Genomic DNA, 25,729 nt, shown 5'->3' on the forward strand with positions numbered 1-25,729 from the left:
GAACAGAGGAAGATTTTTATTTTAATCACTTTCTAATTATTTGACCCAAAATTCATAAAAAAAAACGATTTAAGTTAAAACTATGTTAAATTTTAAAATATTTTTAAGAGATAAATTCTCAATAATTAAAATTTGCAATTCAAATTTTTAATTCAACTGCAATTATGAAACCTGCTATATTTTACTTTTCTTTCGTATTCATTCTCATCAGTTCCGTCATCAGTTGTTTCAGTGAAAGTCTCCCATTTTTAAAAGGAAAGTATATTCTATGGCTTGGTGTATTGTGTATCATTTCGTTTGTTATTGCTATAAAAAATAATTGTAAAACAATAAAAATCAATAGTATTGATGCGGTTTTGGTATTACTGACTGTTTTTGGCACGAGCCACTTTCTGCATTTCTCAAAATCTACTATTTATAATAGTGATATTTGGAATTATATTGGGTATTTAATTTTGTATTTACTTATGAGGAATCAGTGTTCAACATCAGAAATTACTAATAAAACACTTTCAATTCTGCTTTATTTTTGTTCTGCTACGGCGGTTCTCAATATTTTTATGATGTTTTTGCAATGGAAACATTTGATGGCATCACCCAATCAATTTTTCGCCACTACAGGGATGTTTTTTTCGCCCAATCAATTGGGGATATACTTGAGTATTAGTTGTCTCAGCACAATTTTTTTATGGCGAAAAGCAACCGTTTTTTGGTTGAAAATTGGCTTGGGATGTTGTGGACTTTTGATTTTTTTAGGGCTTTGTGTTTCGGCGTCGAGAGGTGCTTGTATCAGTTTGTTTTTTGCAATCGGATATTTTTTATACGTTTTAAAAGTAAAAGCAAAACCTTTTTCAAATTGGATAATGTATTTGGGCATTGGGGTATTTTTGGCAGGTAGTTTTTATTTTATTGGCATGATAAGTAAAAACAAAACCGAATCTACCTCGGGTCGATTGTTTACTACCCAACGGGTTTTAAAACAGATAGCTGAACAGCCCTTGGGTTATGGTTTAAATTCATTTTCATTAGAATACAATAAATCCAAAGCTTCGAATTTTGAAAAAAACTCCAACTGGGAGGAGATGAAAAATGCAGGCTATATTTATAAAGCCAACAACGATTTGCTAGAATTAACTTTTGAATTGGGTATATTCTGGATGGCACTCTTTCTCTTTTTAATAAAGATGCTTTTTTGGGAAAAAAGCGATGGTATTGAAATTCAAATGGGGAGAACTATTTTAATTTGTTTGCTCCTTTTTTCGCTTACCACAAGCATTATTACGCTGCCAGTTTTGATAATCATAGCTTGTATTTGCATTATTATAATTGTGAACACGACACAACCAAAACTAGTTTATGAATTTAAAAATCATATCATATTCAGATTTGTAGTTATGAGTATGATAATCTCATTTGCTGGTGTACTCATCACCAGAATTACTGCCGAATAGAAACTCTTTAGATTGTATGAAGATAAAATGTATCTAAAAAGTGAAAGTCAACTACACGGCTATGTTTCAAAAATTAATAATGCAGGAGAGGAATTTTTTATGGGAGGTTTGACTCTTATCAAAAATGGATATGTAAATGCAGGCTTTCAGTATTTACAAATTGGTTTTGAACGTTCCGGAAAACCTAGTTTAGGAAGAGTTCTAGCTAATGGATTGAAGCAACAAAAAAAATATGCTCAAGCGGAGAAAATATATAGCTACAATAAGAACGTGGAACCGTATCGATATGAAGCCCGAATGGATTTGTTTGCTTTATTTATAGAAACTAAACAATATGAGAAAGCAAAAACAATGGCGCAAGAAATAATTCAGATGCCAGTTAAAATTCCGTCTGCTTTGATTGTGGGTTATAAGAAGCAGGCTACAGCATATCTTCGAGAATTTGAACCAAAATAATAAATAATAAATTAATGTTACTGATTTAAATCATTCACTTTAGATTCTCTATCAAATTTCCTCCTGACAATTTCCCAATTATAAATACTACTTTTGATACTTTCGAGTTAAAGTATTTATGTTAAAAAATATCCTGATTTTGTTGGCACTATTCTGCTTTTCTGGACTCCTAGCTCAGGAAGTAAATTCGTTGTACAAAACCAAAAAAATTCCCACCACTCGGGACACAATTCATCTGGAAAATACCAGTATAAATTCGAGTAATTTTATATTGCTTGACGCCACAGACCAACCCATTGATTCTACCTTTTACCAAATAAACTTCGTAAAAGGAACACTCATTTTAAACGAAAAATTCCCTGCCAATTTAGATTCGTTAACGGTTCATTACCTAAAATTTCCCGATATTTTAACCAAAGAATATCGCATTTACGACGATAGTAAAGTGGTCAGTAATGAGGCTATTTCTGGAAGCTTGTATAAATTGGAAGAAGAAAGTCTCCAGAAAAAAAACATTCCATTTGAAGGACTTAATACTTCGGGAAGCATCACTCGTGGCGTGACTATTGGGAATAATCAAAATTCGGTTTTGAACTCCAATCTCGATTTGCAAATCACGGGAAAGCTGTCCGAAAAAGTGAGTTTGCGCGCTTCATTGCAAGACAACAACATTCCGCTACAAGACGGCGGTTATTCGCAAAAACTGGATCAATTCGACAATGTTTTTATGGAGCTTTTTAGTGAGAAATGGAACATTAGAGCTGGCGATGTTTTCCTCGAAAACCACAAAACTCAATTTCTAAATTTCAACAAAAAAGCACAAGGAATCGCAGCCAGTTTCGACTTTGGAAACGAAGACAACAAAACCAATATTTTTGCTTCTGCAGCATTGGTGAGAGGACAATATGCCAAAAGCGATTTTGTGGGTCAGGAAGGAAATCAAGGACCTTACAAATTAATTGGTCGAAGTGGCGAATTGTATGTTTTGGTCATTTCGGGTTCGGAGCGAGTTTACGTCAACGGAATCCTTTTGAAACGAGGTGAAAACAACGATTACACTATCGATTATAATGCGGGAGAAATCCTGTTTACACCATTATTTACGATTACTTCCGAAATGCGAATTGCCGTTGAATACCAATATTCCAACCAAAATTATACGCGACTCGTTACTTATGCCGGCGGAAGCCACGAAAGCAAAAAATGGAGTTTTGGCAGTTATTTGTACTCTGAAAACGATTTGAAAAACCAGCCTTTACAACAAAGTCTATCGGCAGAACAAGCACAAATTTTGGCACAAGCTGGCGATAATTCGGATTTAATGGTGGCTCCATCTGCCTATTTAGATTCGTATTCTGACAACAAAATATTGTATAAAAAAACAGTGGTAAACACCATCGAAGTTTTCGAATATTCGAATAATCCGAACGATGTTTTATATAATGTTCGTTTTACTCAAGTTGCTGCCAATAAAGGAAATTACATTCTAAAAAACAGTGCAGCTATAGGCAGGATTTACGAGTATAGTGAACCCATAAATGGAATTCTGCAAGGAAATTACGAACCAATTATTCAACTAGTTGCGCCAATAAAAACCCAAGTCGCCACTTTTTTGGGAAAATACAATCCAACTGAGAAAACAGCAATTGATTTTGAAATAGGCGTAAGCAACAACGACAGGAATCTTTTTTCATCACAAAGCGATTCGAACAATCAAGGATTGGCGGCCAAAATAAATGCCAGACAACGCCTATTTTCAAGAAAATGGAATGTAGATGCTTTTGCCAATTATCAGTTTATTGCTAAAAATTTCAGTTCTGTGGAACGACTTTACAGCATTGAATTTGGCCGCGATTGGAATTTGGGAACAACGTCCACAGGCAATCAAAGTTATTTGGTTTCGGGCTTGCAAATGATTTTACCCGAAAAAGGAAATTGGGTTTACCAACTCGAAAAGCTCGATTTCTCTGAAAGTTTTTCTGGAAACCGTCATATTTTGAATGCTTCATTCAACTTGAAAAATTGGAAAATACAAAGTCGAGGTAGTTTTTTGAATAGCGATGCTACTGAGTCTACATCGAAATTTTTGCGTAATCAAACTCAAGTCAAATATCATTTCAAGAAAAACTGGATTGGCACTCGTCTCCGATTGGAAGACAACCAAGAAAAAAACAAATCGACCAACCAATTTTCAGTTTTAAGCCAACGATTCACGGAGTATGGACTTTTTGCCGGTCGTGGTGATAGTACGAAAGTTTTTGTAGAATTGGGTTATTTCAAAAGAGCTAATGACAGTTTGCAAAACGGAATTGTTCAACGTGTGAACAATTCGCAAACCTTTGCCCTGCGATCGAAATTGATTCAAACTAATAAAAGTGACTTATCTCTTTTTGTGAATTATAGGGTTTTAGATTTTGTCGATTTGTCCAAGAAAAACGAACCTTCGCTGAATTCCAGAATGATTTACAACGACCGTTTTTTCAATCAATTGGTACAATCGACCACTGTTTTTGAAACCAATTCGGGTTCCATTCCGCAGCAGGAATTTACTTATTTGGAAGTTCCCGTTGGGCAAGGAGTTTACACCTGGAACGATTATAACATTGATGGAGTTCAGCAACTAGAAGAGTTTGAAATCGCACCATTCGTAGATCAAGCGAAGTACATTAGAATTTATTTGCCTAACCGAATTTACATCAAAACGCATCAGAATAAATTTTCACAATCCATTACTTTAAATCCCAATCAATGGCAAAACGAAAGGGGTTTTAAAAAAATGCTTTCCTATTTCTACAATCAAACTTCTTATATTGTTGATCGAAAAGTGGAAAACAAAGGCGATAATTTTGACTTAAATCCATTCAGTAAATCTGAGGAAAATGTCTTGGGATTGAATTCAAGTTTGAGGAACAGTTTGTTCTATAATCGAGGAAAACAATTGCATTCTGTGACTTATACTTATGTTCAAAACGAAAATAGAAACTTGCTATCTATAGGTTCGCAAGAGGCAAAAAACAGTTCGAACCAAATGCAGTATAATCATTTGTACAGAAAAAGTTGGTTGTTCGGGATGTTTGCCAAAACTATTCACACCGCTTTGACATCAGAAAATTATCCAGAGAAGAATTTTGAAATAAAAGGTTACCAATTGGCGCCGAAAATCAGTTATTTATTTTCCAAAAGTACCAGTTGGGATTTGTTTTATGAATTGCAAAACAAAGAAAATCAAATCGGTAATTTTGAAACTTTATTACAAAGTAGATTTGGGACTTCTTTTACTTATGCCGGAGAGAAAAAATTTACGATGAACGGCGAAGTTTCTTTTTATCAAAATAAATACGTTGGTAATGAATTTTCATCGGTTGGTTTTCAGATGCTCGAAGGATTACAAACCGGACAAAACTTGACTTGGCGGCTACTTTTTCAGAAAAACTTAACCAATTTTCTGGATATAAATTTCAATTATCAAGGGAGAAAAAGCGAAACCAGCCAAGCCATTCACACCGGAAGTGTGCAATTGAGGGCTTATTTTTAATTAATATTTTTTTATATTTTTAAATCGTAACATTAATTTTGTTAACTTTATGTTCTAAATCTAAAAATCAAATCATTATGAAAAAATTAATTGCATTCTGTTTATTTTTTATTTTTTCAGGGTCTTTTTATGCCCAAGATTCCAAAACTAAAAGTGAACCAGTTAAAAAGGAAACAACCAAAAAGAAATCAGGGTATGATTATGACAAAGATGTTCCTGTAAAAGCTATTAAAAAAGAGGCGAATTCTAAATCAACTACTGCTAAAGAAACCGTAAAAAAAGAAACTACTAAAAAGAAATCAGGTTATGATTACGACAAAGAGGTTCCGGTAAAATCTACAAAAAAGGAAACTAGTTCGAAATCGGCATTGACAAAAGAAGCTGATAAGAAAGCAAACAAAACACAAGAAACTACAAAAGCTCAAGCAACAAAAACTGAAAAGAAAACCACAGAAATAATAAAAGCAACAGCAAAGAAAGCTGCGCCAAAACTAAAAGAATCTAACGAAAAAGCTCCAAAAACTCCAGATAGGGTTACAGGCGAATACAACGGTAAAAAAGTGTATACAGGATCAAGAGGCGGAAAATATTATATCAATAAAAACGGTAATAAAACCTATATTCAAGAGTAATGGTTTTTAAAAATCTAGAAAACTGTTCAAAATTTATGTTTTGAACAGTTTTTTTTAAACCTTAACTTAACGGTATAGTAATACTTTAAAAACAGGAATAACTATTGTTTTGCTACCTTTCGATTTTAATTTTATACAAATAAATGAGCTTGAATACCGCTAGTAAAACAATTTTGATAACTCCTTTAAATTGGGGTTTAGGTCACGCAACACGTTGTATACCAATAATTAAAGCCTTACAAGAAAATAATTATATTCCAATTATTGCCTCGGATGGAATTGCATTAGAATTATTGCAAAAAGAGTTTCCATACGTGCAAACCCTAAAATTGCCTTCATACAAAATTGAATATGCCAAGAACGGTAAAAATTTTAAATGGAAATTATTAAAAAATTTTCCAGAAATGATTAAAGCGATTTGGAAAGAGGAGAAAAAAGTACGGAAATGGATCAAAAAGTATGATATAGACGGCATTATTTCCGACAATAGATTGGGCGTTTTTAGCAAAAAGGTGCCTTCAGTTTATTTGACCCACCAATTGAATGTGATGACCGGAAATACCACTTGGTTCACTAGTATTTTGCATCAACATATCATAAAGAAACATAACGAATGCTGGGTTCCAGATTTAGAAGGGATTCCAAATTTAACGGGCAAATTAGGTCATAGTAAAAACCCTGATTTTAATCTGAAATACATTGGTCCACTGAGTCGGATGCAAAAAAAAGACGTGCCTAAACAATATGATTTAATGATTATCCTTTCTGGTCCTGAACCCCAGCGCGGATTATTGGAAGAAAAATTAAAAGCGGAAATCCTTAGTTATGAAGCGAATGTGGTTTTCATAAAAGGTATTATAGAAAAGGATCAAAAAAAAGAACAAATAGGAAATGTTACCTACTTTAATTTTATGAACAGCCGTCAGCTCGAACAAACTTTCAATGAAAGTGAAATCGTGCTTTGTCGTTCGGGCTATACGACAATTATGGATTTAGTAAAATTGGAGAAAAAAGCTTTTTTTATTCCAACTCCAGGGCAGTATGAACAAGAATATTTAGCCAAAAAACTGAAAGATGAAGGTCTTGTTCCATTTGCAAAACAAAAAGATTTCAGAATTGATAACTTAAAGGAAATAGAAAATTATAAGGGCTTACCGCTGATAGAAACTCCAATTAATTGGACGAATTTATTTGAGGTTTTTGAAAAATAAAAGCAGGAACAATTAAGTATTATAATTTTCTTGTCGATTCTCTTTCCCTTAATTGAGTTTTGATAACGACAGTTTCATAAGGCAGATTTTCATCTTTAGATTCTAATCTATTAATCATAATTCTTGCAGCTTCTTCTCCAATTTCTACACCATATTGACTCATAGTAGATAAACTTGGAGACAATCTTCTTGAAGCCAAAATCCCATCGGCAAAACCAATAATTGATAATTCTTCAGGTATTTTAAACCCCTTTCTTTTTCCAGTTCGCAACGCCAATACAGAATCATTTTCTACTAAAGCAAATATTCCGTCAATGGTGTTATTATCAAAAACAACCTCTATTTTATTTTTCAAATCATCCTCTGAATCAGTTCGAATAATCAAATTAGGATTTACTGGAATATTATTATTTTTCAATGCTTGCAGATATCCTTCAGTTCTTAATTTCCCTACGCTTAAGTTATCTACAGAAGAAAACAAAGCAATATTTTTACAACCCGTATTTATTAAATGTTGGGTAGCATTTAAAGCCGAATCAAAATCATCTACAATTACCTTGTCACAAATCACTTCATCTGAAATACGATCAAACATAACAATAGGTGTCCCTTCGTTTATAATTTCTTTAAAATGATTGTATTCCTGCAATTTTTGTGCTTCTTCGGATATTGACAAAATAAAACCATCTATAGTTCCATTACTCAACATATTCAAGGTATTCGCTTCTTTTTTTAATGATTCGTTAGAGATACACATGATTACATTGTATCCGTTTTGATCGGCAATTTTTTCAATACCACTAAAGACTTTGGCAAAAAAGGAATCTAAAATATTTGGGATAATAACCCCAATGGTTCTCGTTTTTCTGTTTTTGAGGTTCAAACCAATTACATTTGGCTTGTAATTTTTAAGCTTTGCATATTCCTTAATTCTGGTTTTTGTTTGTTCACTAATTTCAGGACTATCATTAAGTGCTTTTGAAACAGTAGAAACAGAAACATTAAGTTCTTTGGCAATTTGTTTAAGAGTCGCTTTAGCTTTCATAGGTCAATATTTATTGCTTAATTGCTCACAAGTGTAATCCCAGTTTTATTTCATTGGAATTTGTCTTGCAATTTTATTATGCACATTTGATATGTAGAAATAGTTTTAAAATGCTAAAGTAATAAAAAACCGCTTACTAGTATCTTTATGTGAATAGTAAATTAGCGACAAAAAGTATTATTTATTAAAATTAGGTTATGAATTAAGCTTTAATTTCTAGTATGCCTAGTTTTATCTTAATTTGTAAATGATGAATTGAGTTAAAAAGCAGCTTAATTAAAGGAAAGGAGTCAAATACAAAATCACCAAAAAAATAAATACTTTACAGACTGATAATCAGAATAAAATAAAAATTACAGACTATTTGCATTTCAAAAAAATAATTGTACTTTTGCGCTCCCTTTATTGGGAATGGAATGTTTAATTAAAATAAATTATTGTGAACGCATTAAGCTACAAAACAGTATCGACAAGCAAAGCAACCGTATCCAAAGAATGGATTGTGGTAGACGCTGACGGTCATAACTTAGGTCGTCTTGCAACTAAGGTCGCTATGATTCTTAGAGGTAAGTACAAGCCAAGTTATACCCCACACGTGGACTGTGGAGATAACGTAATTGTTATCAACTCAGAAAAAATCAACCTTACAGGTAACAAAATGGACGAAAAAACGTATATTCGTCACACTGGTTATCCTGGAGGACAAAGAACTTTAACTGCTAAAGTATTACAGGCAAAAAACCCTGCATTATTAGTAGAAAAAGCAGTAAAAGGAATGTTACCTAAAAACAAATTAGGAGCAGAACTTTACAGAAATTAAAATGTTGTAGTAGGATCAGAGCACAAACAAGTATATAAAAAACCTAGAACTGATAACAAAAACGATAAAAAGTAATGGTAGTAATTCACAAAATCGGTAGAAGAAAATGTGCTGTTGCACGTGTTTACGTTTCTGAAGGAACAGGTGTTATCACTGTAAACAAAAAGCCATTCGCAACTTATTTCCCAACTGCAACTTTACAATACAAAGTTTTACAACCAATGTCTATGACAGAAAATGTAACTAACTATGATGTAAAAGTGAACGTTTACGGAGGTGGTTCAACTGGTCAAGCAGAAGCTGTAAGAATGGCTTTGGCGAGAGTAATGTGTGAAGTTGGCGAAGGAAACAGAGCTATCTTAAAACCAGAAGGTTTATTAACAAGAGACCCAAGAATGGTTGAACGTAAAAAATTCGGTCAGAAAAAAGCTCGTAAGAGATTCCAATTCTCTAAACGTTAATATTCAATCTGAACTCGTTTCAGATTCTCAAAGAGATGCTGAAAAAATTTCAGCATAAATATTTAAAAACAATGTTGTTGTTGCTCGCTGAGGCGAGAATTAGTTTAGCATCTAAATGGGTAAAAAAGTTAGAAGTTAGAAGTTAGAAGTTAGAAGTTCACTGGTAAAGACAAATTGTCCTAACTAGTCAAAAACGAATAACGAATAACGAATAACGAATAACCTTATAACACATTGCTAATCAACAGAACGTAAACTAAACAAAAAATGTCAAACAAAGTAGAAGTAAAAGAATTACTAGAAGCAGGTGTTCACTTTGGACACATGACTAGAAAATGGGATCCAAATATGGCTCCATACATTTATATGGAACGTAATGGAATTCACATTATCAATCTATATAAAACTGCAGCAAAAATTGAAGAAGCTAACGAAGCTTTGAAAAAAATTGCAGCATCAGGTAGAAAAATATTATTCGTAGCTACCAAAAAACAAGCAAAAGACATCGTTGCCGAAAAAGCAGCAGCTTGCAATATGCCTTACATCACTGAAAGATGGCCTGGTGGAATGTTGACTAACTTCGTAACTATCCGTAAAGCTGTTAAAAAAATGGCTACTATTGATAAAATGAAGAAAGACGGTACATTCATGACCCTTTCTAAAAAAGAGCGTTTGCAAGTAGATCGTCTTCGTGCTAAATTAGAGAAAAACTTAGGTTCAATCGCAGATATGTCTAGACTTCCTGCAGCATTGTTCGTAGTAGATATCAAAGCGGAACACATCGCAATAAAAGAAGCTCAAAAATTAAACATTCCAGTTTTTGCAATGGTAGATACCAATTCTGACCCAAGAGAGGTAGAATATGTAATCCCTGCAAATGATGATGCTTCTAAATCAATTGATAAAATTTTATCTATTGTTACTGCAGCAATTGTTGATGGTCTTTCAAACAGAGGAACTGAAGCAGATATACAACCTGAAGCAAACACTGAAGAAGTAGTTGCCGAAGAAGTTGTGGTTGCACCAGTAGCCGAAGAAGTTGCGCCAGCTGTTGAAGTTGAGGCAGTTGAGCCAACAGCAGAAGTTGAAACTCCAGCAACTGAAGAATAAATCAAATAAATTTGAAGATTGAAAGATTTAAAGATTAGATAAAGTGTAGGTAACTTACTTGTACTATTTTTAGCCTTATAAATTTTTCAATCTTTTAATCTTTAAATAAAAAAAACATGGCAACAATTACTGCTGCAGACGTAAATAAATTAAGAACAATCACAGGTGCAGGAATGATGGACTGCAAAAAAGCACTTGTGGAATCTGACGGAGATTTTGATTTAGCAATCGAAAACCTTCGTAAAAAAGGACAAAAAGTAGCCGCAAACCGTTCGGATAGAGAATCTACAGAAGGTGCTGCAATTGCAGTTGTAAATGCTGACAAAACTGCTGGTGCAGTTATCACATTGAACTGCGAAACAGACTTTGTCGGTATGAATGAGAACTTTGTGAAAATGGCTGTTGAAATGGCTAATCTAGCATTGAACTACACTACAAAAGAAGAATTTTTAGCTGCTGATTTTAACGGAATCTCTGTTGCTGAAAAATTAATCGAACAAACTGGAGTTATTGGTGAAAAACTAGATATAAGAACTTTCGAAAAATTAGAAGGTGCTTTCATCGGGTCTTACATTCACTCTGGAAATAAAATCGCTACTCTAGTTGCTTTATCTGCAAACATTGCAGGAGCAGATGAAGTAGCAAGAAACATAGCAATGCAAGCAGCAGCTATGTCTCCAATTGCTTTAAACGAAGCAGGTGTTGATGCCGATACTATTTCAAAAGAAATCGAAATTGCAAAAGATCTTTTGCGTCAAGAAGGAAAACCAGAAGCGATGTTAGACAATATTGCTAAAGGAAAATTGGCTCGTTTCTTTAAAGACAATACCTTGGTAAACCAAGATTATATTAAAGACAGCAAAATGAGCGTTGCTGATTATGTTAAATCTTTAGACAAAAATCTTATTGTAACAGGTTTCAAAAGAGCCGCTTTAGGATAATCTAATTTTAGACTTTAGATTTCATTCCTTATAAAATTCCATTTCGAAGTAATTTGAAATGGGATTTTTTTATATTTGAATTTCAAATTCAACGAAAAATGCAAGACAAAACAAGATGTGGCTGGTGCTTATCGAGTGATTTATACAAGAAATACCACGACGAAGAATGGGGCGTTCCGGTTTATGACGACCAAAAACTGTTTGAATTCCTGATTCTCGAAACTTTTCAAGCAGGATTAAGCTGGATTACTATTTTAAACAAAAGAGAAAATTTTAGAAATGCTTTTGATGATTTCGATTATAAAAAGGTGGCTCAATATCAAGATGAAAAGATTCAGGAATTACTCCAAGATACTGGAATTATTCGCAACCAATTAAAGATTCGCGCTGCAGTTTCAAACGCAGTTGCTTTTATGAAAGTACAAGAAGAGTTTGGTAGTTTTAGTAAATACATCTGGGGTTTTACAAACGGAAAAACCATTAAAAACAATCGAAAAACGTTAAAAGAAGTTACTGCTACAACGCCACTTTCAGATGAAATTAGTAAGGATTTGAAAAAACGCGGATTTAAATTCGTAGGCTCCACCGTGGTTTATGCGCATATGCAAGCTACAGGAATGGTTGATGATCACGTTGAAGAGTGTTGGAGAAATAGTTAAATTACTTTAAAAAAACAAAGCGTCACCAATACTAATTTTCCCTTCATTCAAACACATAGCATTAGTTCCAAAAAGAATGGAGTTTTCCACTTTTCTATATGCACTTAAGGTTTTCAAAGGTTCTTTTTTTACGATACCATTCATTGGATTATTATTGACCATAATGCATCTTCCACAAGATTTAGTATTTTTGAATTTCACGGTTCCAATTTGAAAATTCCCAAAGAAATCTTCTTCGTGAGCAATCGAACTACTAATAACAATATTGGGTCTAAATCTTGCAATAGTTATCTTTTCTTCCAGCTTTTCGTTTAAAAAATTCAAACTTTCAGAGCCAATCAACAAATACGGATAACCATCGGCAAGGCTAACATTTAATGTTGTATTCAGTTTTGAACTGCTGTGTTTTCTGTCGCCAATATTCGCAATTTTCACTAATTTGCACCTAAACCCAAGTGCCTCGCTAAACCATTTTGAAGTCGCTTTATTCACTTCGAATACCTTAGTTTCGTCATCCCAAACTTTTGAAGAAATGGGTTCTTCCAAACTTTCATTAATAAAAAATTCGTGGATTGAATTGTGATGAGTAATTGAAATTTTATTTTCCAAAATTTTCGGATAAAACTGGCTCAAATTCGGGTATTTTCGTTGAGTAATAAACTGATTTTGGTCGTCAATTAGCATCCATCTTCGGTCGTTTTCGAAACCCATTTCTTCGGCTCTGGCATTTTCAACACGAATTCCAGCCAAACTTTTGATAGGATAGAGGTACAATTCTTTTACAAGATAATTCATATATGTAAATTTTGATTTATTAATGGTCATATATGGTATGCTTCGCCAGTTCGTCCGCAGCGGCGGACTCGTGTCGCCTTTTTACTGATCGGTGTTTATCTCACAACATTATATTTCCATCGGAGTTCGATGACCCGAGCTTGCGAATTGGCGAAGCATTATTCAATTGTTTGCAACAAACTTATTGTTAGTGGCGATTTCATAATTAGTTACTTTTTAGAATTTCTATAAAATCTGCTCTGTCAATTTCACGACAACCCAAACTTTCGAGATGTTCGTTATAAACCTGGCAATCTAATAGTTTATAATCGGCTTTTTTTAATTGATTTGCCAAAGAGATAAAAGCCACCTTCGAAGCATTCGAAGCTTTAGAAAACATACTTTCTCCACAAAAAACATTTCCCAGATCGATTCCGTATAAACCGCCAACCAATTCGTTGTTTTGCCAAACCTCAACTGATTTTGCTATTCCTAATTTATTCAATTTACAATAGGCTTCAATCATATCATTGGTTATCCAAGTTCCGTTTTGACCATTCCGTTTTACTTTTTGACAATTCGAAATTACTTCTCTAAAATTTTGATTGAAAGTAACCGTGAAAACATTTCGATTCAAGATGTTTCGCATACTTTTGGACACTACCAATTCATCTAAAAACAAAACCATTCTAGGATTAGGCGACCACCAGAATATAGGTTCTCCTTCCTCAAACCAAGGAAATATGCCGCTTTTATAAGCCAACAATAACCGCTCAGGCGACAAATCACCCCCAATAGCAAGAATTCCATCATTATTGGCTTCCGAAACTGGAGGGAAAAATAATTCTTTGGATAAAAAATACATAGTTGGAAACAAAAGTATAAATTTGGCAAAGCGAAATTACGCTTTAAAATTTAAACCTAAAATATTTTAGAAATAACCATAAATTATGAAAACCAAACTCAGCATTTTTCTATTTTCATTGCTAGTTTTTGTGGGAAATGCGCAAACACAAGATTCTATTTCGGCATCAAAAAGCCAAAATAAACTTTTGTATAAACAATTAATTGCGCCCGTGGCTTTGGTGACAACTGGAGCATTGCTTTTAAATTCAAAACTCAATGATGATTTACAATCGAACGCGAACCGGTTTTTCGGTAAAGATTTTCATACCAGCGTCGATGATTTTATTCCTTTTGTTCCTGTTGCTCAAATTTATTTCGGGAAAACTTTTGGATTTAAACCAATGAACGATTTTCAACATCAAACGATAAATATTGTTCTTGCCAATGCAATCAATGGAATTGCAGTTTATGCTATGAAAAATGCTGTTGGTGCAGAAAGACCCGATCAATCCGATAATTTGAGTTTTCCGTCAGGTCATACCGCAATGGCTTTTACTAACGCTTCGCTACTGTATTATGAGTACAAAGATTCCAATTTATGGTATGCCAGCAGCGGATTTTTGTTTGCAACGGCAACAGGAATTTTACGAATCGCCAACAATAAGCATTACACTTCCGATGTTCTTGCTGGTGCAGGAATTGGATTGGCTTCGGGATTGATAGTTTCGTATTGGAATCCTTTTAAATCCGTAACTTTTGGAAAAAAGAATAAAACAACGGCTTATGTTTTTCCACAAATTGGAAGTCAAATTGGAATGGGAGCACTTATACAATTGAATTAATATTGGCTAAAATATTTTTACCGTATAATGCATGTAAGTTCATTTGAGCCAAAAAAAATCCTTGAAATTTTCAAGGATTTTGAATTTATAATTAGAACGGTAAATCGTCTGGCTCATCTTCATTTAAACTTGTTGCTGGCGGAAAAGCAGCCGCTGCAGGCATTGGTGGTGCTACCTGATTGCTAGATGCGTCGGCTTGAACCTTTGCAATTCTCCAACCTTGAATCGTGTTGAAATAAACGGTCTCTCCTTGTGGATTTGTCCATTCGCGACCTCTTAAATTAATGTCAATTTTTACAGCTTCTCCTACTTGATATGTATTCAATAAGTCACATTTGTCTTGAACAAATTGAACCAGAATATGTTGTGGATATTGTTCGTCTGTTGTAACAACAACATCTCTTTTTTTGAAACCTGCAGAGCCAACCTCTTTGGTTTGATCGATCATTTTAATTTTTCCTGTAACTTCCATCTTGAATATATTTATTTTATTGTTGTTATTCAGTTTCTAATACCGATTAGCAATATATAAGATTCCAATAATCCCGAAGCTTCGGGAGTACTCTATATACTGTCTGTCGGCATTAACCATTTTAAAATTTTAAAATAGATTAGACCATTTTAAAATCACAATTGGTATAATTTCTTGACGATGAGGTAGTCTTTGGTAATTTAAAGCTTGCTTTGTCGAAAAATCTATTTACAAATATATCAAATTCTTCTTTAGAGTCAAACAAATAATAGCTATAAAAAGATAATTTTACAACATTCAAAACTCGGAAAAATAAGAATCAAATTATTTTGTTATATTTATGCCACAAAAATCAATTTATGCAGTTTTCCGAAAGTAGAAACACAAGTCGTTGGGTCATTATTTTTGCTTCCTTTTTAATTATTTTATTAATACTTTGGAATACCTATACTTTTTTCCAAATTTTTAAACAGGAAGAACGGTTGAAAATGAATCTTTGGGCCAATGCACAAAAAACACTTATTAATGCTGGCGAAACCACAGATTTAGAACTTCCACTTCAAATTTTTAGCAATAACACTTCTATTCCAATTATGCTTACCGAGAATGATTCCATCATTAATAATAAGAATATTGACGAGGTAATTTTAAAAGATAAGCAAAAGTCCGCTGAATTCTTGTTAGGTTTAAAAAACGAAAACCAACCTATTGAAATTGAATATGTACCAGGTAAATTTCAATATTTATATTATGGAGATTCAGCTTTATTGAATAAACTCAAGTATTATCCCATTGCCTTATTGCTTATAATTGTCTTGTTTGCGGCTTTAGTTTATAATTTTTACAGAAGTACAAAAATGGCGACTCAAAATAAACTTTGGGCTGGGATGGCAAAGGAAACCGCACACCAAATCGGTACGCCGTTGACCTCTTTAGTGGGTTGGGTCGAAATTCTCAAATCTGAAAATATTGATATAACTACCACCAGTGAAATTGAGAAAGATATTGAAAGGTTGCAAACAATTACCGAACGTTTTTCGAAAATTGGTTCAGAGCCAATACTAGAAAACAAAGATATTATTGCCGAAACCCAAAAATCGTACGACTACTTGCAGTCTCGATTTTCGAAAAATATTGAGTTTTCATTTTCAGGTCCTGAAGCAGCAGTTATCGTATTGTTTAATCCCACTTTGCACAGTTGGGCAATTGAAAATTTAGTCAAAAATTCGATTGACGCTATGAAAGGCAGAGGGAAACTTTCCTTGGAAGTGCTGCACGAAGGTGGTTTAGTCAAAATTAATATTTCGGATACTGGAAGCGGAATTCCAAAAAACCAACATAAAAGTGTTTTTGAACCCGGATTTACAACCAAAAAACGAGGATGGGGATTGGGGTTGTCCTTGACCAAAAGAATTGTCGAAGAATACCACAAAGGAACCATAAAAGTATTGCATTCCGAAATTGGAAAAGGTACTACAATGCAAGTCAGTTTTAAGGTAACCGAATTAATTTAAAGGAATTCCAAAATAAGTCACCTTCGAAAACATAGTTTTGCGCACCATTTTGGACTTGCTCATATAGTTCTTTACAAACAAAGCTTGTTCTTCGGCTGTTGCTAAATTAGATTCAATTGCTTTTTTTATTGATGATAAATTGCCTGCGTTTTCAGGACCTGTTGAACCAACGGTATAAATATCTTTTTGGCATTTAACCAGTTTTTCTCTAGGTTTTTGAATCATATTGATGATTTCATCATCCGGTAAAGTGGGTTTGAACCTCTTGTTCTTGTATGAAATAAAATCATTTAGCAAAACAACTGCCTCATTAATTTCCTTTACAATTCCATTTAATTTATCAATATTGGCGCTTTGTCGTAAAAAAGTTAAAAGTTCGTTTTTGCTTTTATAATTTGCAACAATCATAGCATTTTTCAAGCCGTTTTGCTCTATTCTCAAAGCCGATTCAAACAATTGATCCATTTCGGACAAACTCTTTTGCTTAGCAATTTCTTTCTCGAAATCGAAATATTTCTTGGTAGTATCGATTTGAGTTTTCCCTTCATAAAACTCAGTATTGGTAATAGGATAATTCAAAAACTGCCATAAATAATCAAAAGGGATATGAGAAGAAATGATTTTGCTTGGTTGCGTTTTGAAATAGTAATCATTAATTCTCTTAACAAACTGACCATTGATTAAAGAGCCTGAACCCCAAGTTGGGTCAAAGACCCACCATTTATTGTCAATTTTGGCCGCACACCAAGAGTGAGGCAACGTGTCTATTTTTCCGTTTTGTTTGGTATAGCCAGAAATAACAACGGAATTTATACCAACCAAAGTGGCTATTTCATTAAAAATAGCTGAATAATCTGCACAAATTCCTTTTTTGGTTTTTAATGCTTTTGTGATTCTGTCTTGTGGTGTTTCAGTAGTATTTACAGCAAACATATTGGCTACATCATAACTTATGTTTGAGGCTGTCCAATAAAAAACAGCACGAATTTTATCATTTTCTGTTTTGAAATTGGTATTGATGTAACTTGCAATCTCTCTTGTTGAACTTGTAGCTTTTTGCGGAATTAAAGCGACTTTTTTGTCGATTGCGGCATATTCGACATTGGCTTGTCCAAAACTAAAAATGGAGAAAAGAATTATAAAAATTAAGAAAATATTCTTCATTTTTGACCTCAATGTTGAATGCTGTTTTTTATAAATTGGACTGAATTTCTTTGGCTAAAGCCTCAAACTCATCTGTAGTCAATGAAACTTTTTTCTGAAACCGCATTTCGTCCATTTCGTTCAAGGGAATCAAATGAACGTGGGCGTGAGGTACTTCGAGACCAATAACGGTCATTCCAATTCTTTTACAAGGGATTGTTTTTTCGAGTGCCAATGCAATTTTTTTAGAAAACTGCATCAGTTCAAGATACAAATCGTCATCAAGGTCAAAAAGCTTGTCGATTTCTTTTTTTGGCACACATAAAGTATGTCCCTTTGCATTGGGATTTACATCCAAAAAGGCAAAGCAATTCTCATCCTCAGCTATTTTATAGCAGGAAATTTCTCCGTTGATGATTTTGGTAAAAATGCTTGACATTGGAAAGTTAGAGTTTAGAAGTTAGAAGTTGAGAGTTGGAAGAATCTGCAACCTGAAATCTGTAAACGAAAATTAGTCTCTTGAAACTTCTATGATTTCAAATTTCAAAACGCCATTTGGCACGGTGATTTCGGCTACTTCGCCTACCTTTTTTCCTAGTAATCCTCTTCCAATTGGTGAGGTTACGGAGATTTTTCCAGTTTTAAGATCAGCTTCGCTTTCGGCAACAAGCGTATATTTCAATTCCATGCCATTGGCTTGATTCTTGATTTTTACATTGGATAACACCAAAACTTTGGAAACATCAAGATGTGTTTCGTCGATTAATCTAGCGTTAGAATGCACTTCTTCGAGCTTAGCAATTCTCATTTCTAGCATACCTTGTGCTTCTTTTGCAGCATCGTATTCGGCGTTTTCAGACAAGTCGCCTTTATCTCTTGCTTCGGCAATAGCTTGCGAAGCTTTTGGTCTTTCAATACTTTTTAATTGATCTAATTCGTCTCTCAATTTTTTTAATCCTTCGGCGGTGTAATAAGATACATTGGTCATAACTTCATCGTTTATATAAAATACAAAAAATCCCATCAGGACGGGATTTCTTTCCACAAAGATAGTATTATTTTTATTTAATCTATAAATATACAATAAACATATCTATTTCAAAGTTAAATAAATTATTTTTGTATGGCTAATTCTTATAATTTGTTTGTTAATGAAAAAATATTTTCTTGTGTTGATCCTTTTCCCAATGCTTTTTGGATGCAGTTCAAATTCTCCTAATAACAACAATCCGTATTTGCCCAACTATGCTGTAAATTTGCAAGTTAATATGAATTTGCCACAATATTCAGTGCTTTCTACAGCTATCAATGCGGTGTATTTTTCTGGACAAGGCGTTCGTGGATTGTTTATTTTCAATACGGGTAGTGGTTACGTAGCCTTTGACGCTGCTTGTCCTAATCAGGCGCTTAGTACATGCTCTACGATGACTTTTAAAAAGCTCGACCCTGTTGACCCATTAAAGATTGATCGAACTACCGTGATTTGCCCTTGTGATAATGCAGAATATAGTTTGTTTTCTGGTCAATCTAAAGGGAAACAATACCCGCTACAACAGTACCGCGTTGAGGTAAATGGTAACTTGTTGAGAGTTTATAATTAGAAATAAATCGAGAGCAAAAAGTAAACCCGAGGTCTGCGACAAATGTTGAATCAATACCAATCTTGGACAACTCAAAAATAAAAAAGCCCATAATACTTGATAAACAAGTAATTACAGACTTTTTAAGTACCCGGAGCCGTTCTACAAATAGCTTAATTTGTAAGAATTAATATTTTGAACAAAACCGATAAAAAGTCAGTAAAATTAATCCTTTACAAGTTTTGTTCTTACAAATTAGATTCAATTAAATTCAATCGGATTCAAATAAATTAAGATGTTTTCGGGAATATTTCGGGAAAAACATTACTTTCGTGATGTAAATAGTCAGTAATGAACGCAAAATTTTTTGTCAAAAAATCTAAAAAAGAAACTTGTAGTATTCACGTTCGTTTTTGGGACAGCAATAGAATTGACCAAACTACTAAAACTGGATTAACGGTAAAATTTACCGACTGGAGCGAAAAAAAACAACAAGTTAAAATTAGCGTCACAACGGAACAAAAAGATTTTGTTAATACAAAGTGCGAAATATTAAAGATTATCTATTAGAGCAATACAATATTGACTACAACACGGAGCAATTTATAAATGATGGTTGGTTAAAAGATAAAATTTTAAAATTTTCGGGTAGAGTAAACAAAAGCGAACCGCATAAAATTTATTTTACGGATTGGATTCAAAAATATTTAGACAATCCCGAAGCAATTTTTTATAAAGGCAAGCCAATTTCGCCAAAAACAGTCCAGCACTACAATACAGCCAAACTTAAATTTACAAATTACGAAAAGCACACTAAAACAAAACTTCGATTTCAAGATATAAATTTAAGTTTTTATCATAATTTTTTAGCCTATTGTAGAGATGTTCAAAAAATAAATAACAATACAATTGGCACACAAATTTCAATTCTAAAAAAATGGTGTAGGCTTATTGAAAGTGAGGGACTACCAATAAACCAAGAGTACAAAAGTTCCGAATTTATGGTTTTGACTAATACTACCAAAGATATTTATTTGTCAGAAAATGAAATAAACATAGTTTACAATCACAATTTTAGCTATTCGGAACGGTTAAACAATGCAAGGTATAATTTTATTATTGGTTTGCGAACTGGATTAAGAATTTCTGATTTTTTGAAACTGGAACAGTTAAATTTAGTTGATGGATACTTTGAAGTTGAAACTACAAAAACTTCTAAATCCGTTGTTATTCCTATTCATAAACAAGTGATAGAAATTTTAGCAAAAAGAAACGGATTGTTTCCTCCAAAAATAACCGACCAAAAATTTAACGAATACATCAAAGAAATTTGTAAAGAGGTTGATTTTACCGAAATGATAGAGGGGGCAAAAATGATTAGTAAAGCAAAAGATAAAGACTTTTTTCCCGAAAAAGAACTTTTATCTAAAAACAAAAATAGGAAGCAATACGGAGTTTATCCAAAGCACGAACTTGTAACTTCACACATTTGTAGGCGTTCGTTTGTAACAAATTTATACGGTCAAAATTTAACCAATATGAACATAATGGCGGTTACAGGACACACAACCGAAACTAATTTTTTGAAGTACATAAAAACAACCCCAAAAGAAAATGCAGAAAAAATAAAAGAACACTGGGAAAATAAAAATTTATGAAAAATTTAACATTTTTGCGGTTTTTCAAATTAATTTACTGATTATTAGTGTTTTATGTTTTAGTCAATAATTTTTAAAAATAAAAAGTTAAAAAATAAGGCAAAAAAAAGTCAAAAAACCGACCCTCTACTATTTTCTGAATATCAATGTTTTAAAAGAAACAGGACATCTTGAAAACATCTTGAAAACAACTTGAAAACAACGTCAAAACAACTTGTAAACATCTTAAAAACAATTACTTAAAACTTTTTTTCATTTAATTCTATTTAATTACGTTTGCATCATAATCAATCAAAAAATGATTAAGTTATGAGCAAAGAAATTCTACAACTAGAAAACATTAACGCCAACGATTTCAAAAATGAAATTGTAAAAGACGTTACAAACGCACTAAAAGGATATGCAGAAACTTTGCAAAATCCTGACAATAACAAACTACTCACAAGACAAGAAACAGCCGAATTACTTTCGGTTTCACTTGTTACACTTTGGGACTGGACAAAAAAAGATATTCTTCCAGCTTATCGCATCGGTAACAAAGTGCGCTACAAAAAATCTGAAATTTTATTGGCATTGCAACAAATGAATAAATTTTCTTCTTAATTGAAACCGATTGAAATTTTTTGTATGTTTGTCAAGCAAAAACATTACAGAGAGCAATCTCAAAAAACTTTATCGACAATAACGAAGTACCCTAAGGGTATCAACTGCGAAAGCGTTGTAAATCCATTCTCTGAATGTTTTTGCAACCCTAAGGGGTACTTCGCCTATAAAAATATTTTCTGATGCAAAAAGAAAAAAACAGCAAGGAAGCGCAAGGCGTGGGAACTGCACAAGAACAAATGAATGAGCAATTTAATATTGCTACAAAAGAACTGCTTTTATTCATTGATTTGGATTTTATTCAACCAACCTATGAGTATTTAATTTTAGCTTGGATTGGCTCTGAAAATTTAGATTCAGACACCAAGACTGAAAGGTCAAACATCTATTATTTTAATCGAACTTTTTTGAGATTTTTAAGCGAAGCTTCAAAAGGTCCTGAAAACAGAAATTTATTTACTGAATTTATTGACGGTTGGGACTTAAATAATGCCAAGGAAAGATTTTATGAAGTTTATGACGGTTTTTTATGTTCTGATGAATCGGATGATTTAATCACTAGAACAAACGGCATTTTTCTTTATAAGGAATTAAATCGCTACCTCGAAAAAATCTACGAGATAAAAGATACATTCCAACCCGAATTTAAAATTACAGCATAAAAATGCTAACAATTGCAATATTTATAAAATTTATTGCAATTGTATTAATAGCAACAAACAAAAAACATTGTTCAACAAAAAAGCCATTGCAACAGTTATTGCAGTGGCTTATAAATTTTCAAATATTATGACAGCTAATATTTTAAGCAAAGATATTATAAAAGAGCAAGTTTCACAAGATGAAACTCAAAAAAGTGCAACAGAAATAAACACGCCATTGAAAAACGATTGCAACACTACTGCAGTAAAGCCAAAAACCACACAAAAACCAACCAATGCAAGCAATACAGCCGTTGCAACAACCACACAAGGCAATTGCAACGAAACAAACAATACCATTGCAATAGAAACTTTAGAAGATTTTTCAAATTCAATAAAAAGAGAATTGGAGAAATTACCAATTAAAAAAACGGCAACTTTCATTTTGAAAGAACTAATAGGCAGTATAGAAAAAGTAGATTTTGAAATATTGGCTTTTCCTGACATTGAAAAAACAAGAGAGGATATTGAAAAATTAAAGCCATTTACACACAAAGAAGACGGTAGTTTAAGCAAGGAACACCCAAAAGAATTTGAAGAATACAAAATATTGTCAAAAAAAATAAATAGTTGTAAATTAACAAACAATCATTATTTAGTTCTTTGTGTTGAGCAAGTTCTCGAAGTTGCTAAAACTAACAACTGGGGACTTTGTAAAAATGGTATATTCATATATTTATATAGTAGTAGCCATTGGATTGTAATTGAAAAAGATTTACTTCAAAATTTTTTAGGAAAAACAGCCTTAAAAATGGGAGTTGAAAAGTTTAAGGCAAAAATTCACACTTTCAAAGAAGATTTATTTAAACAATTTTTAACAGAGGCTTATTTGCCAAAACCCGAAGTTAAACAAGAAAATGTTTTAATCAACTTACTAAATGGAACGTATGAAATTACAGCTTCAAAAAGAGTGTTACGTCCGTTCGATAAATCGGATTTTCTTACACACCAATTACAATTTAATTACAACCCAAAAGCAACCGCTCCAATTTGGCAAAAATTTATAAATGAGGTTTTACCTGATAAAGATAAGCAGAAAGTTTTTGCAGAATTTTTAGGCTACATTTTTATAAAACCAAGTGTACTAAAACTTGAAAAAATGCTTATTTTATTTGGAACTGGTGCAAATGGTAAAAGCGTATGTTTTGAGGTTATTAATGCTCTTTTAGGAACTGAAAATGTAAGTAATTATTCCTTACAAAGTCTCACGGATAAAAACGGTTATTATCGGGCAAAAATTGCCAACAAATTAGTCAATTATGCAAGTGAAATAAACGGAAAACTGGAAACAGACGTTTTCAAACAAATGGCATCGGGGGAACCCATTGAAGCAAGGCTTCCTTATGGCGAACCAATGAATGTAACTGATTACGCAAAATTAATTTTTAATTGTAATGAACTGCCTAGAGAGGTTGAACACACAAACGCCTATTTTAGACGGTTTTTGATTATAAATTTTGATGTTACAATTCCTGAAAACAAACAAGATAAACAACTTTCAAAAAAGATTATTCAAAGCGAACTTTCGGGGGTTTTTAATTGGATATTGGAGGGACTGGATAGAATTTTAGACCAAAAGAATTTTAGTAAATGTGAAGCTATTGAAAACGCACGAAGCGATTACGAAAAGCAAAGTGATAGTGTTCAGTTGTTCATTTCTGAAAATGGATATAAAATATGCTCAAATAAATATATTCTTATGTCAGAACTATATCCAACATATAGAACGTTTTGTATTGAAGATGGATTTAAGCCAGTCAACAAGTCAAATTTTTCAAAACGATTAACAGCAAGTAAAATATTTGTCGCAAAAATAAACGCTGGTAATGTTGCTTATTTAACACTTTAATAAAAAAATTACGCACGAAATAAATGTTTTGTTTTAGTTGCACTTTTTGCACGTTTTGCACAAACAACTGATTTACAATTTATTAAAAAAATATTCAAAATTATTAATTTTTGGGATTTTTGGAAAAAGTGCAAAAGGTGCAAAAAGTGCAACTAAAACAAAACAAAAACAAAAGATGCGTTAAAAATTCAAAACTATGAATTTCAGATACACATTAGACAAAGGCAGTAAAAAATTTACGTGTCCTGATTGTCATAAAAACACACTTGTAAAATACCTCGATAATGAAACAAATAATTATTTACCAGAGGATTTTGGGCGGTGCGACCGTGAAACAAATTGCGGTTATCACCAAGCACCTCCCACAGGAACAAAAGCTTTTTTGATAAATTATACAGCCGTCAAAGATATTTCGGGAAAAGCCGTAGAAATTAGCACCAATACAGCCGTTTATATAATTCCAAAAAGCACTATTTTAGAACAATTAGAAAACAGTTTTTATATTGCTGAATGGTTTATGAAAAAAAATAATATTCCTAATTTGGGTTGTGAAAGCAAAATTTTTAATACTGAAAACGTGGAATTTGTAAATACGTTTACTGTTTCAGAACCCAAACCCGAAGCATTGCCAACGTATCACAGTTTAGAATTAGTAGAAAAATCATTTTTAGTACAAACTCAAAACAATTTTATTGATTTTTTGAAAACGATTTTTACAGAAAATGAAGTAAAAACAGCCGTTCAAAACTACCTTATTGGGACATCAAAACACTATAAGGGCGCAGTTGTTTTTTGGCAAATAGACCAATTTGAGAATGTAAGAGCTGGAAAAATAATGCAATACAACCCCACTACTGGCAAACGTTCCAAAACCACAGACGGCAAACCGTTAATGAATTGGACGCATTCAGTATTAAAACTCAAAGATTTTAATTTAAAGCAATGCTTATTTGGTTTGCATCTACTCAACAAAAACCAAAATCACACTATTGCAATTGTCGAAAGTGAAAAAACAGCAGTGGAAATGAGTGTTTTTGTTCCTGATTACAATTGGTTAGCGACTGGCTCAAAAAGTGGTTTCAAATTTGACTATCTTAAACCTATAATCGAATATGAAATTATAGCGTTCCCTGACAAAGGCGAATTTGAATACTGGAATAAAAAAGCCACGGAACTAAATAAACAAGGCTTCAAAATTTCAGTTAGTGAATTGATGGAAAATACTACATTTCCCATAGGTACAGATTTAGCGGATATTTACAAAAACTTGAAATTAAAAAGCACGAAATCATTAATGTCCGATAAAAAATAAAAACGGCTATTTCTATTTTTTATCTTATTGTTATTCAGTTGTTTATTTTTTATACTCTGTCATTTTTAAAAACAAGGTGTCAAAAAAAAGATAATTGTTCTATTTCAGCTTTAT

25 protein-coding genes and 1 pseudogene are annotated in these 25,729 nt (G+C 32.8%); 19 read left to right on the forward strand and 7 right to left on the reverse strand.

Annotated features, from left to right (window positions below):
- The first annotated feature begins 467 nt into the window (after window positions 1–467).
- From RMO83_RS16830 to RMO83_RS16850, 5 genes are all read left to right on the forward strand, one after another.
- Complete coding sequence (locus RMO83_RS16830) at window positions 468–1,451, forward strand: O-antigen ligase family protein (RefSeq protein WP_310560863.1); 984 nt, start codon at window positions 468–470, stop codon at window positions 1,449–1,451.
- A gap of 27 nt (window positions 1,452–1,478) precedes the next feature.
- Window positions 1,479–1,907, forward strand: coding sequence for a hypothetical protein (locus RMO83_RS16835; RefSeq protein ID WP_310560864.1), 429 nt, complete (start codon window positions 1,479–1,481; stop codon window positions 1,905–1,907).
- A 118-nt stretch (window positions 1,908–2,025) separates the two neighbouring features.
- Window positions 2,026–5,442 carry a hypothetical protein gene (locus RMO83_RS16840; RefSeq protein ID WP_310560865.1) on the forward strand — a complete coding sequence of 1,139 codons (3,417 nt, stop codon included), beginning with the start codon at window positions 2,026–2,028 and terminating at the stop codon, window positions 5,440–5,442.
- A gap of 77 nt (window positions 5,443–5,519) precedes the next feature.
- On the forward strand, window positions 5,520–6,074 hold the full coding sequence (locus tag RMO83_RS16845) for a hypothetical protein (protein ID WP_310560866.1): 555 nt from the start codon (window positions 5,520–5,522) through the stop codon (window positions 6,072–6,074).
- Between the two features lie 143 nt (window positions 6,075–6,217).
- The gene (locus tag RMO83_RS16850) at window positions 6,218–7,285 is read left to right on the forward strand and encodes a glycosyltransferase (RefSeq protein WP_310560867.1); all 1,068 of its coding nucleotides are present in this window, start codon (window positions 6,218–6,220) and stop codon (window positions 7,283–7,285) included.
- Between the two features lie 19 nt (window positions 7,286–7,304).
- Here RMO83_RS16850 and RMO83_RS16855 read toward each other — a convergent pair whose 3' ends face one another.
- Complete coding sequence (locus RMO83_RS16855) at window positions 7,305–8,330, reverse strand: LacI family DNA-binding transcriptional regulator (RefSeq protein WP_310560868.1); 1,026 nt, start codon at window positions 8,328–8,330, stop codon at window positions 7,305–7,307.
- A 439-nt stretch (window positions 8,331–8,769) separates the two neighbouring features.
- Here RMO83_RS16855 and rplM point away from each other — a divergent pair.
- The 5 genes and pseudogenes from rplM (at window position 8,770) to RMO83_RS16880 (ending at window position 12,321) form a co-directional block, all read left to right on the forward strand.
- Window positions 8,770–9,225: pseudogene (gene rplM, locus RMO83_RS16860) on the forward strand (50S ribosomal protein L13).
- Window positions 9,225–9,611 carry a 30S ribosomal protein S9 gene (rpsI, locus tag RMO83_RS16865; protein WP_310560869.1) on the forward strand — a complete coding sequence of 129 codons (387 nt, stop codon included), beginning with the start codon at window positions 9,225–9,227 and terminating at the stop codon, window positions 9,609–9,611. Before rplM ends, rpsI begins: the two are co-directional and overlap by 1 nt.
- 267 nt (window positions 9,612–9,878) lie before the next feature.
- The gene (gene rpsB / locus RMO83_RS16870) at window positions 9,879–10,721 is read left to right on the forward strand and encodes a 30S ribosomal protein S2 (protein WP_310560870.1); all 843 of its coding nucleotides are present in this window, start codon (window positions 9,879–9,881) and stop codon (window positions 10,719–10,721) included.
- A gap of 116 nt (window positions 10,722–10,837) precedes the next feature.
- Window positions 10,838–11,662, forward strand: coding sequence for a translation elongation factor Ts (tsf, locus tag RMO83_RS16875; RefSeq protein WP_310560871.1), 825 nt, complete (start codon window positions 10,838–10,840; stop codon window positions 11,660–11,662).
- Between the two features lie 98 nt (window positions 11,663–11,760).
- Window positions 11,761–12,321, forward strand: a complete 561-nt coding sequence (locus RMO83_RS16880; protein WP_310560872.1) for a DNA-3-methyladenine glycosylase I — start codon at window positions 11,761–11,763, stop codon at window positions 12,319–12,321.
- Between the two features lie 6 nt (window positions 12,322–12,327).
- Here RMO83_RS16880 and RMO83_RS16885 read toward each other — a convergent pair whose 3' ends face one another.
- Both RMO83_RS16885 and aat read right to left on the reverse strand, forming a co-directional pair.
- Complete coding sequence (locus RMO83_RS16885) at window positions 12,328–13,116, reverse strand: MOSC domain-containing protein (RefSeq protein ID WP_310560873.1); 789 nt, start codon at window positions 13,114–13,116, stop codon at window positions 12,328–12,330.
- Between the two features lie 205 nt (window positions 13,117–13,321).
- Window positions 13,322–13,960: a leucyl/phenylalanyl-tRNA--protein transferase gene (gene aat / locus RMO83_RS16890; RefSeq protein WP_310560874.1), complete on the reverse strand. Its 639-nt coding sequence runs from the start codon at window positions 13,958–13,960 to the stop codon at window positions 13,322–13,324.
- A gap of 85 nt (window positions 13,961–14,045) precedes the next feature.
- Here aat and RMO83_RS16895 point away from each other — a divergent pair, with 85 nt between their 5' ends.
- Window positions 14,046–14,783, forward strand: coding sequence for a phosphatase PAP2 family protein (locus RMO83_RS16895; RefSeq protein WP_310560875.1), 738 nt, complete (start codon window positions 14,046–14,048; stop codon window positions 14,781–14,783).
- Between the two features lie 91 nt (window positions 14,784–14,874).
- On the opposite strand, the gene RMO83_RS16900 is transcribed toward RMO83_RS16895, so the two are convergent.
- Window positions 14,875–15,255: a DUF3127 domain-containing protein gene (locus RMO83_RS16900; RefSeq protein ID WP_310560876.1), complete on the reverse strand. Its 381-nt coding sequence runs from the start codon at window positions 15,253–15,255 to the stop codon at window positions 14,875–14,877.
- Between the two features lie 359 nt (window positions 15,256–15,614).
- Here RMO83_RS16900 and RMO83_RS16905 point away from each other — a divergent pair, with 359 nt between their 5' ends.
- Entirely contained in the window at window positions 15,615–16,769 is a 1,155-nt protein-coding gene (locus RMO83_RS16905; protein WP_310560877.1) for a HAMP domain-containing sensor histidine kinase, read from the forward strand.
- Here the strand turns inward: RMO83_RS16905 and RMO83_RS16910 are convergent.
- The 3 genes from RMO83_RS16910 to greA form a co-directional block, all read right to left on the reverse strand.
- Window positions 16,761–17,933 (reverse strand): transglutaminase domain-containing protein, encoded by a 1,173-nt coding sequence (locus RMO83_RS16910; RefSeq protein WP_310560878.1) that lies wholly within the window; start codon window positions 17,931–17,933, stop codon window positions 16,761–16,763. The genes RMO83_RS16905 and RMO83_RS16910 overlap by 9 nt on opposite strands.
- Before the next feature lie 28 nt (window positions 17,934–17,961).
- Window positions 17,962–18,351, reverse strand: a complete 390-nt coding sequence (locus RMO83_RS16915) for an HIT family protein (protein WP_310560879.1) — start codon at window positions 18,349–18,351, stop codon at window positions 17,962–17,964.
- Between the two features lie 72 nt (window positions 18,352–18,423).
- Window positions 18,424–18,900, reverse strand: coding sequence for a transcription elongation factor GreA (greA, locus tag RMO83_RS16920; RefSeq protein WP_310560887.1), 477 nt, complete (start codon window positions 18,898–18,900; stop codon window positions 18,424–18,426).
- A gap of 163 nt (window positions 18,901–19,063) precedes the next feature.
- On the opposite strand from greA, the gene RMO83_RS16925 reads away from it, so the two are divergent.
- The 7 genes from RMO83_RS16925 (at window position 19,064) to RMO83_RS16955 (ending at window position 25,615) form a co-directional block, all read left to right on the forward strand.
- On the forward strand, window positions 19,064–19,513 hold the full coding sequence (locus tag RMO83_RS16925; protein ID WP_310560880.1) for a hypothetical protein: 450 nt from the start codon (window positions 19,064–19,066) through the stop codon (window positions 19,511–19,513).
- Between the two features lie 330 nt (window positions 19,514–19,843).
- Window positions 19,844–20,062 carry a hypothetical protein gene (locus tag RMO83_RS16930; RefSeq protein ID WP_310560881.1) on the forward strand — a complete coding sequence of 73 codons (219 nt, stop codon included), beginning with the start codon at window positions 19,844–19,846 and terminating at the stop codon, window positions 20,060–20,062.
- Complete coding sequence (locus RMO83_RS16935; protein ID WP_310560882.1) at window positions 20,035–21,150, forward strand: tyrosine-type recombinase/integrase; 1,116 nt, start codon at window positions 20,035–20,037, stop codon at window positions 21,148–21,150. Before RMO83_RS16930 ends, RMO83_RS16935 begins: the two co-directional genes overlap by 28 nt.
- A 309-nt stretch (window positions 21,151–21,459) precedes the next feature.
- Window positions 21,460–21,753 (forward strand): helix-turn-helix domain-containing protein, encoded by a 294-nt coding sequence (locus tag RMO83_RS16940; RefSeq protein ID WP_310560883.1) that lies wholly within the window; start codon window positions 21,460–21,462, stop codon window positions 21,751–21,753.
- A 182-nt stretch (window positions 21,754–21,935) separates the two neighbouring features.
- A complete protein-coding gene (locus tag RMO83_RS16945; RefSeq protein ID WP_310560884.1) occupies window positions 21,936–22,415 on the forward strand; it encodes a hypothetical protein in 480 nt (159 codons plus the stop codon).
- 67 nt (window positions 22,416–22,482) lie between these two features.
- Window positions 22,483–24,303: a phage/plasmid primase, P4 family gene (locus tag RMO83_RS16950; RefSeq protein WP_310560885.1), complete on the forward strand. Its 1,821-nt coding sequence runs from the start codon at window positions 22,483–22,485 to the stop codon at window positions 24,301–24,303.
- A 196-nt stretch (window positions 24,304–24,499) separates the two neighbouring features.
- The gene (locus tag RMO83_RS16955; RefSeq protein WP_310560886.1) at window positions 24,500–25,615 is read left to right on the forward strand and encodes a DUF6371 domain-containing protein; all 1,116 of its coding nucleotides are present in this window, start codon (window positions 24,500–24,502) and stop codon (window positions 25,613–25,615) included.
- The last annotated feature ends 114 nt before the right edge of the window (window positions 25,616–25,729 follow it).

The organism is Flavobacterium sp. (assembly GCF_031423415.1).
Lineage (GTDB): Bacteria > Bacteroidota > Bacteroidia > Flavobacteriales > Flavobacteriaceae > Flavobacterium.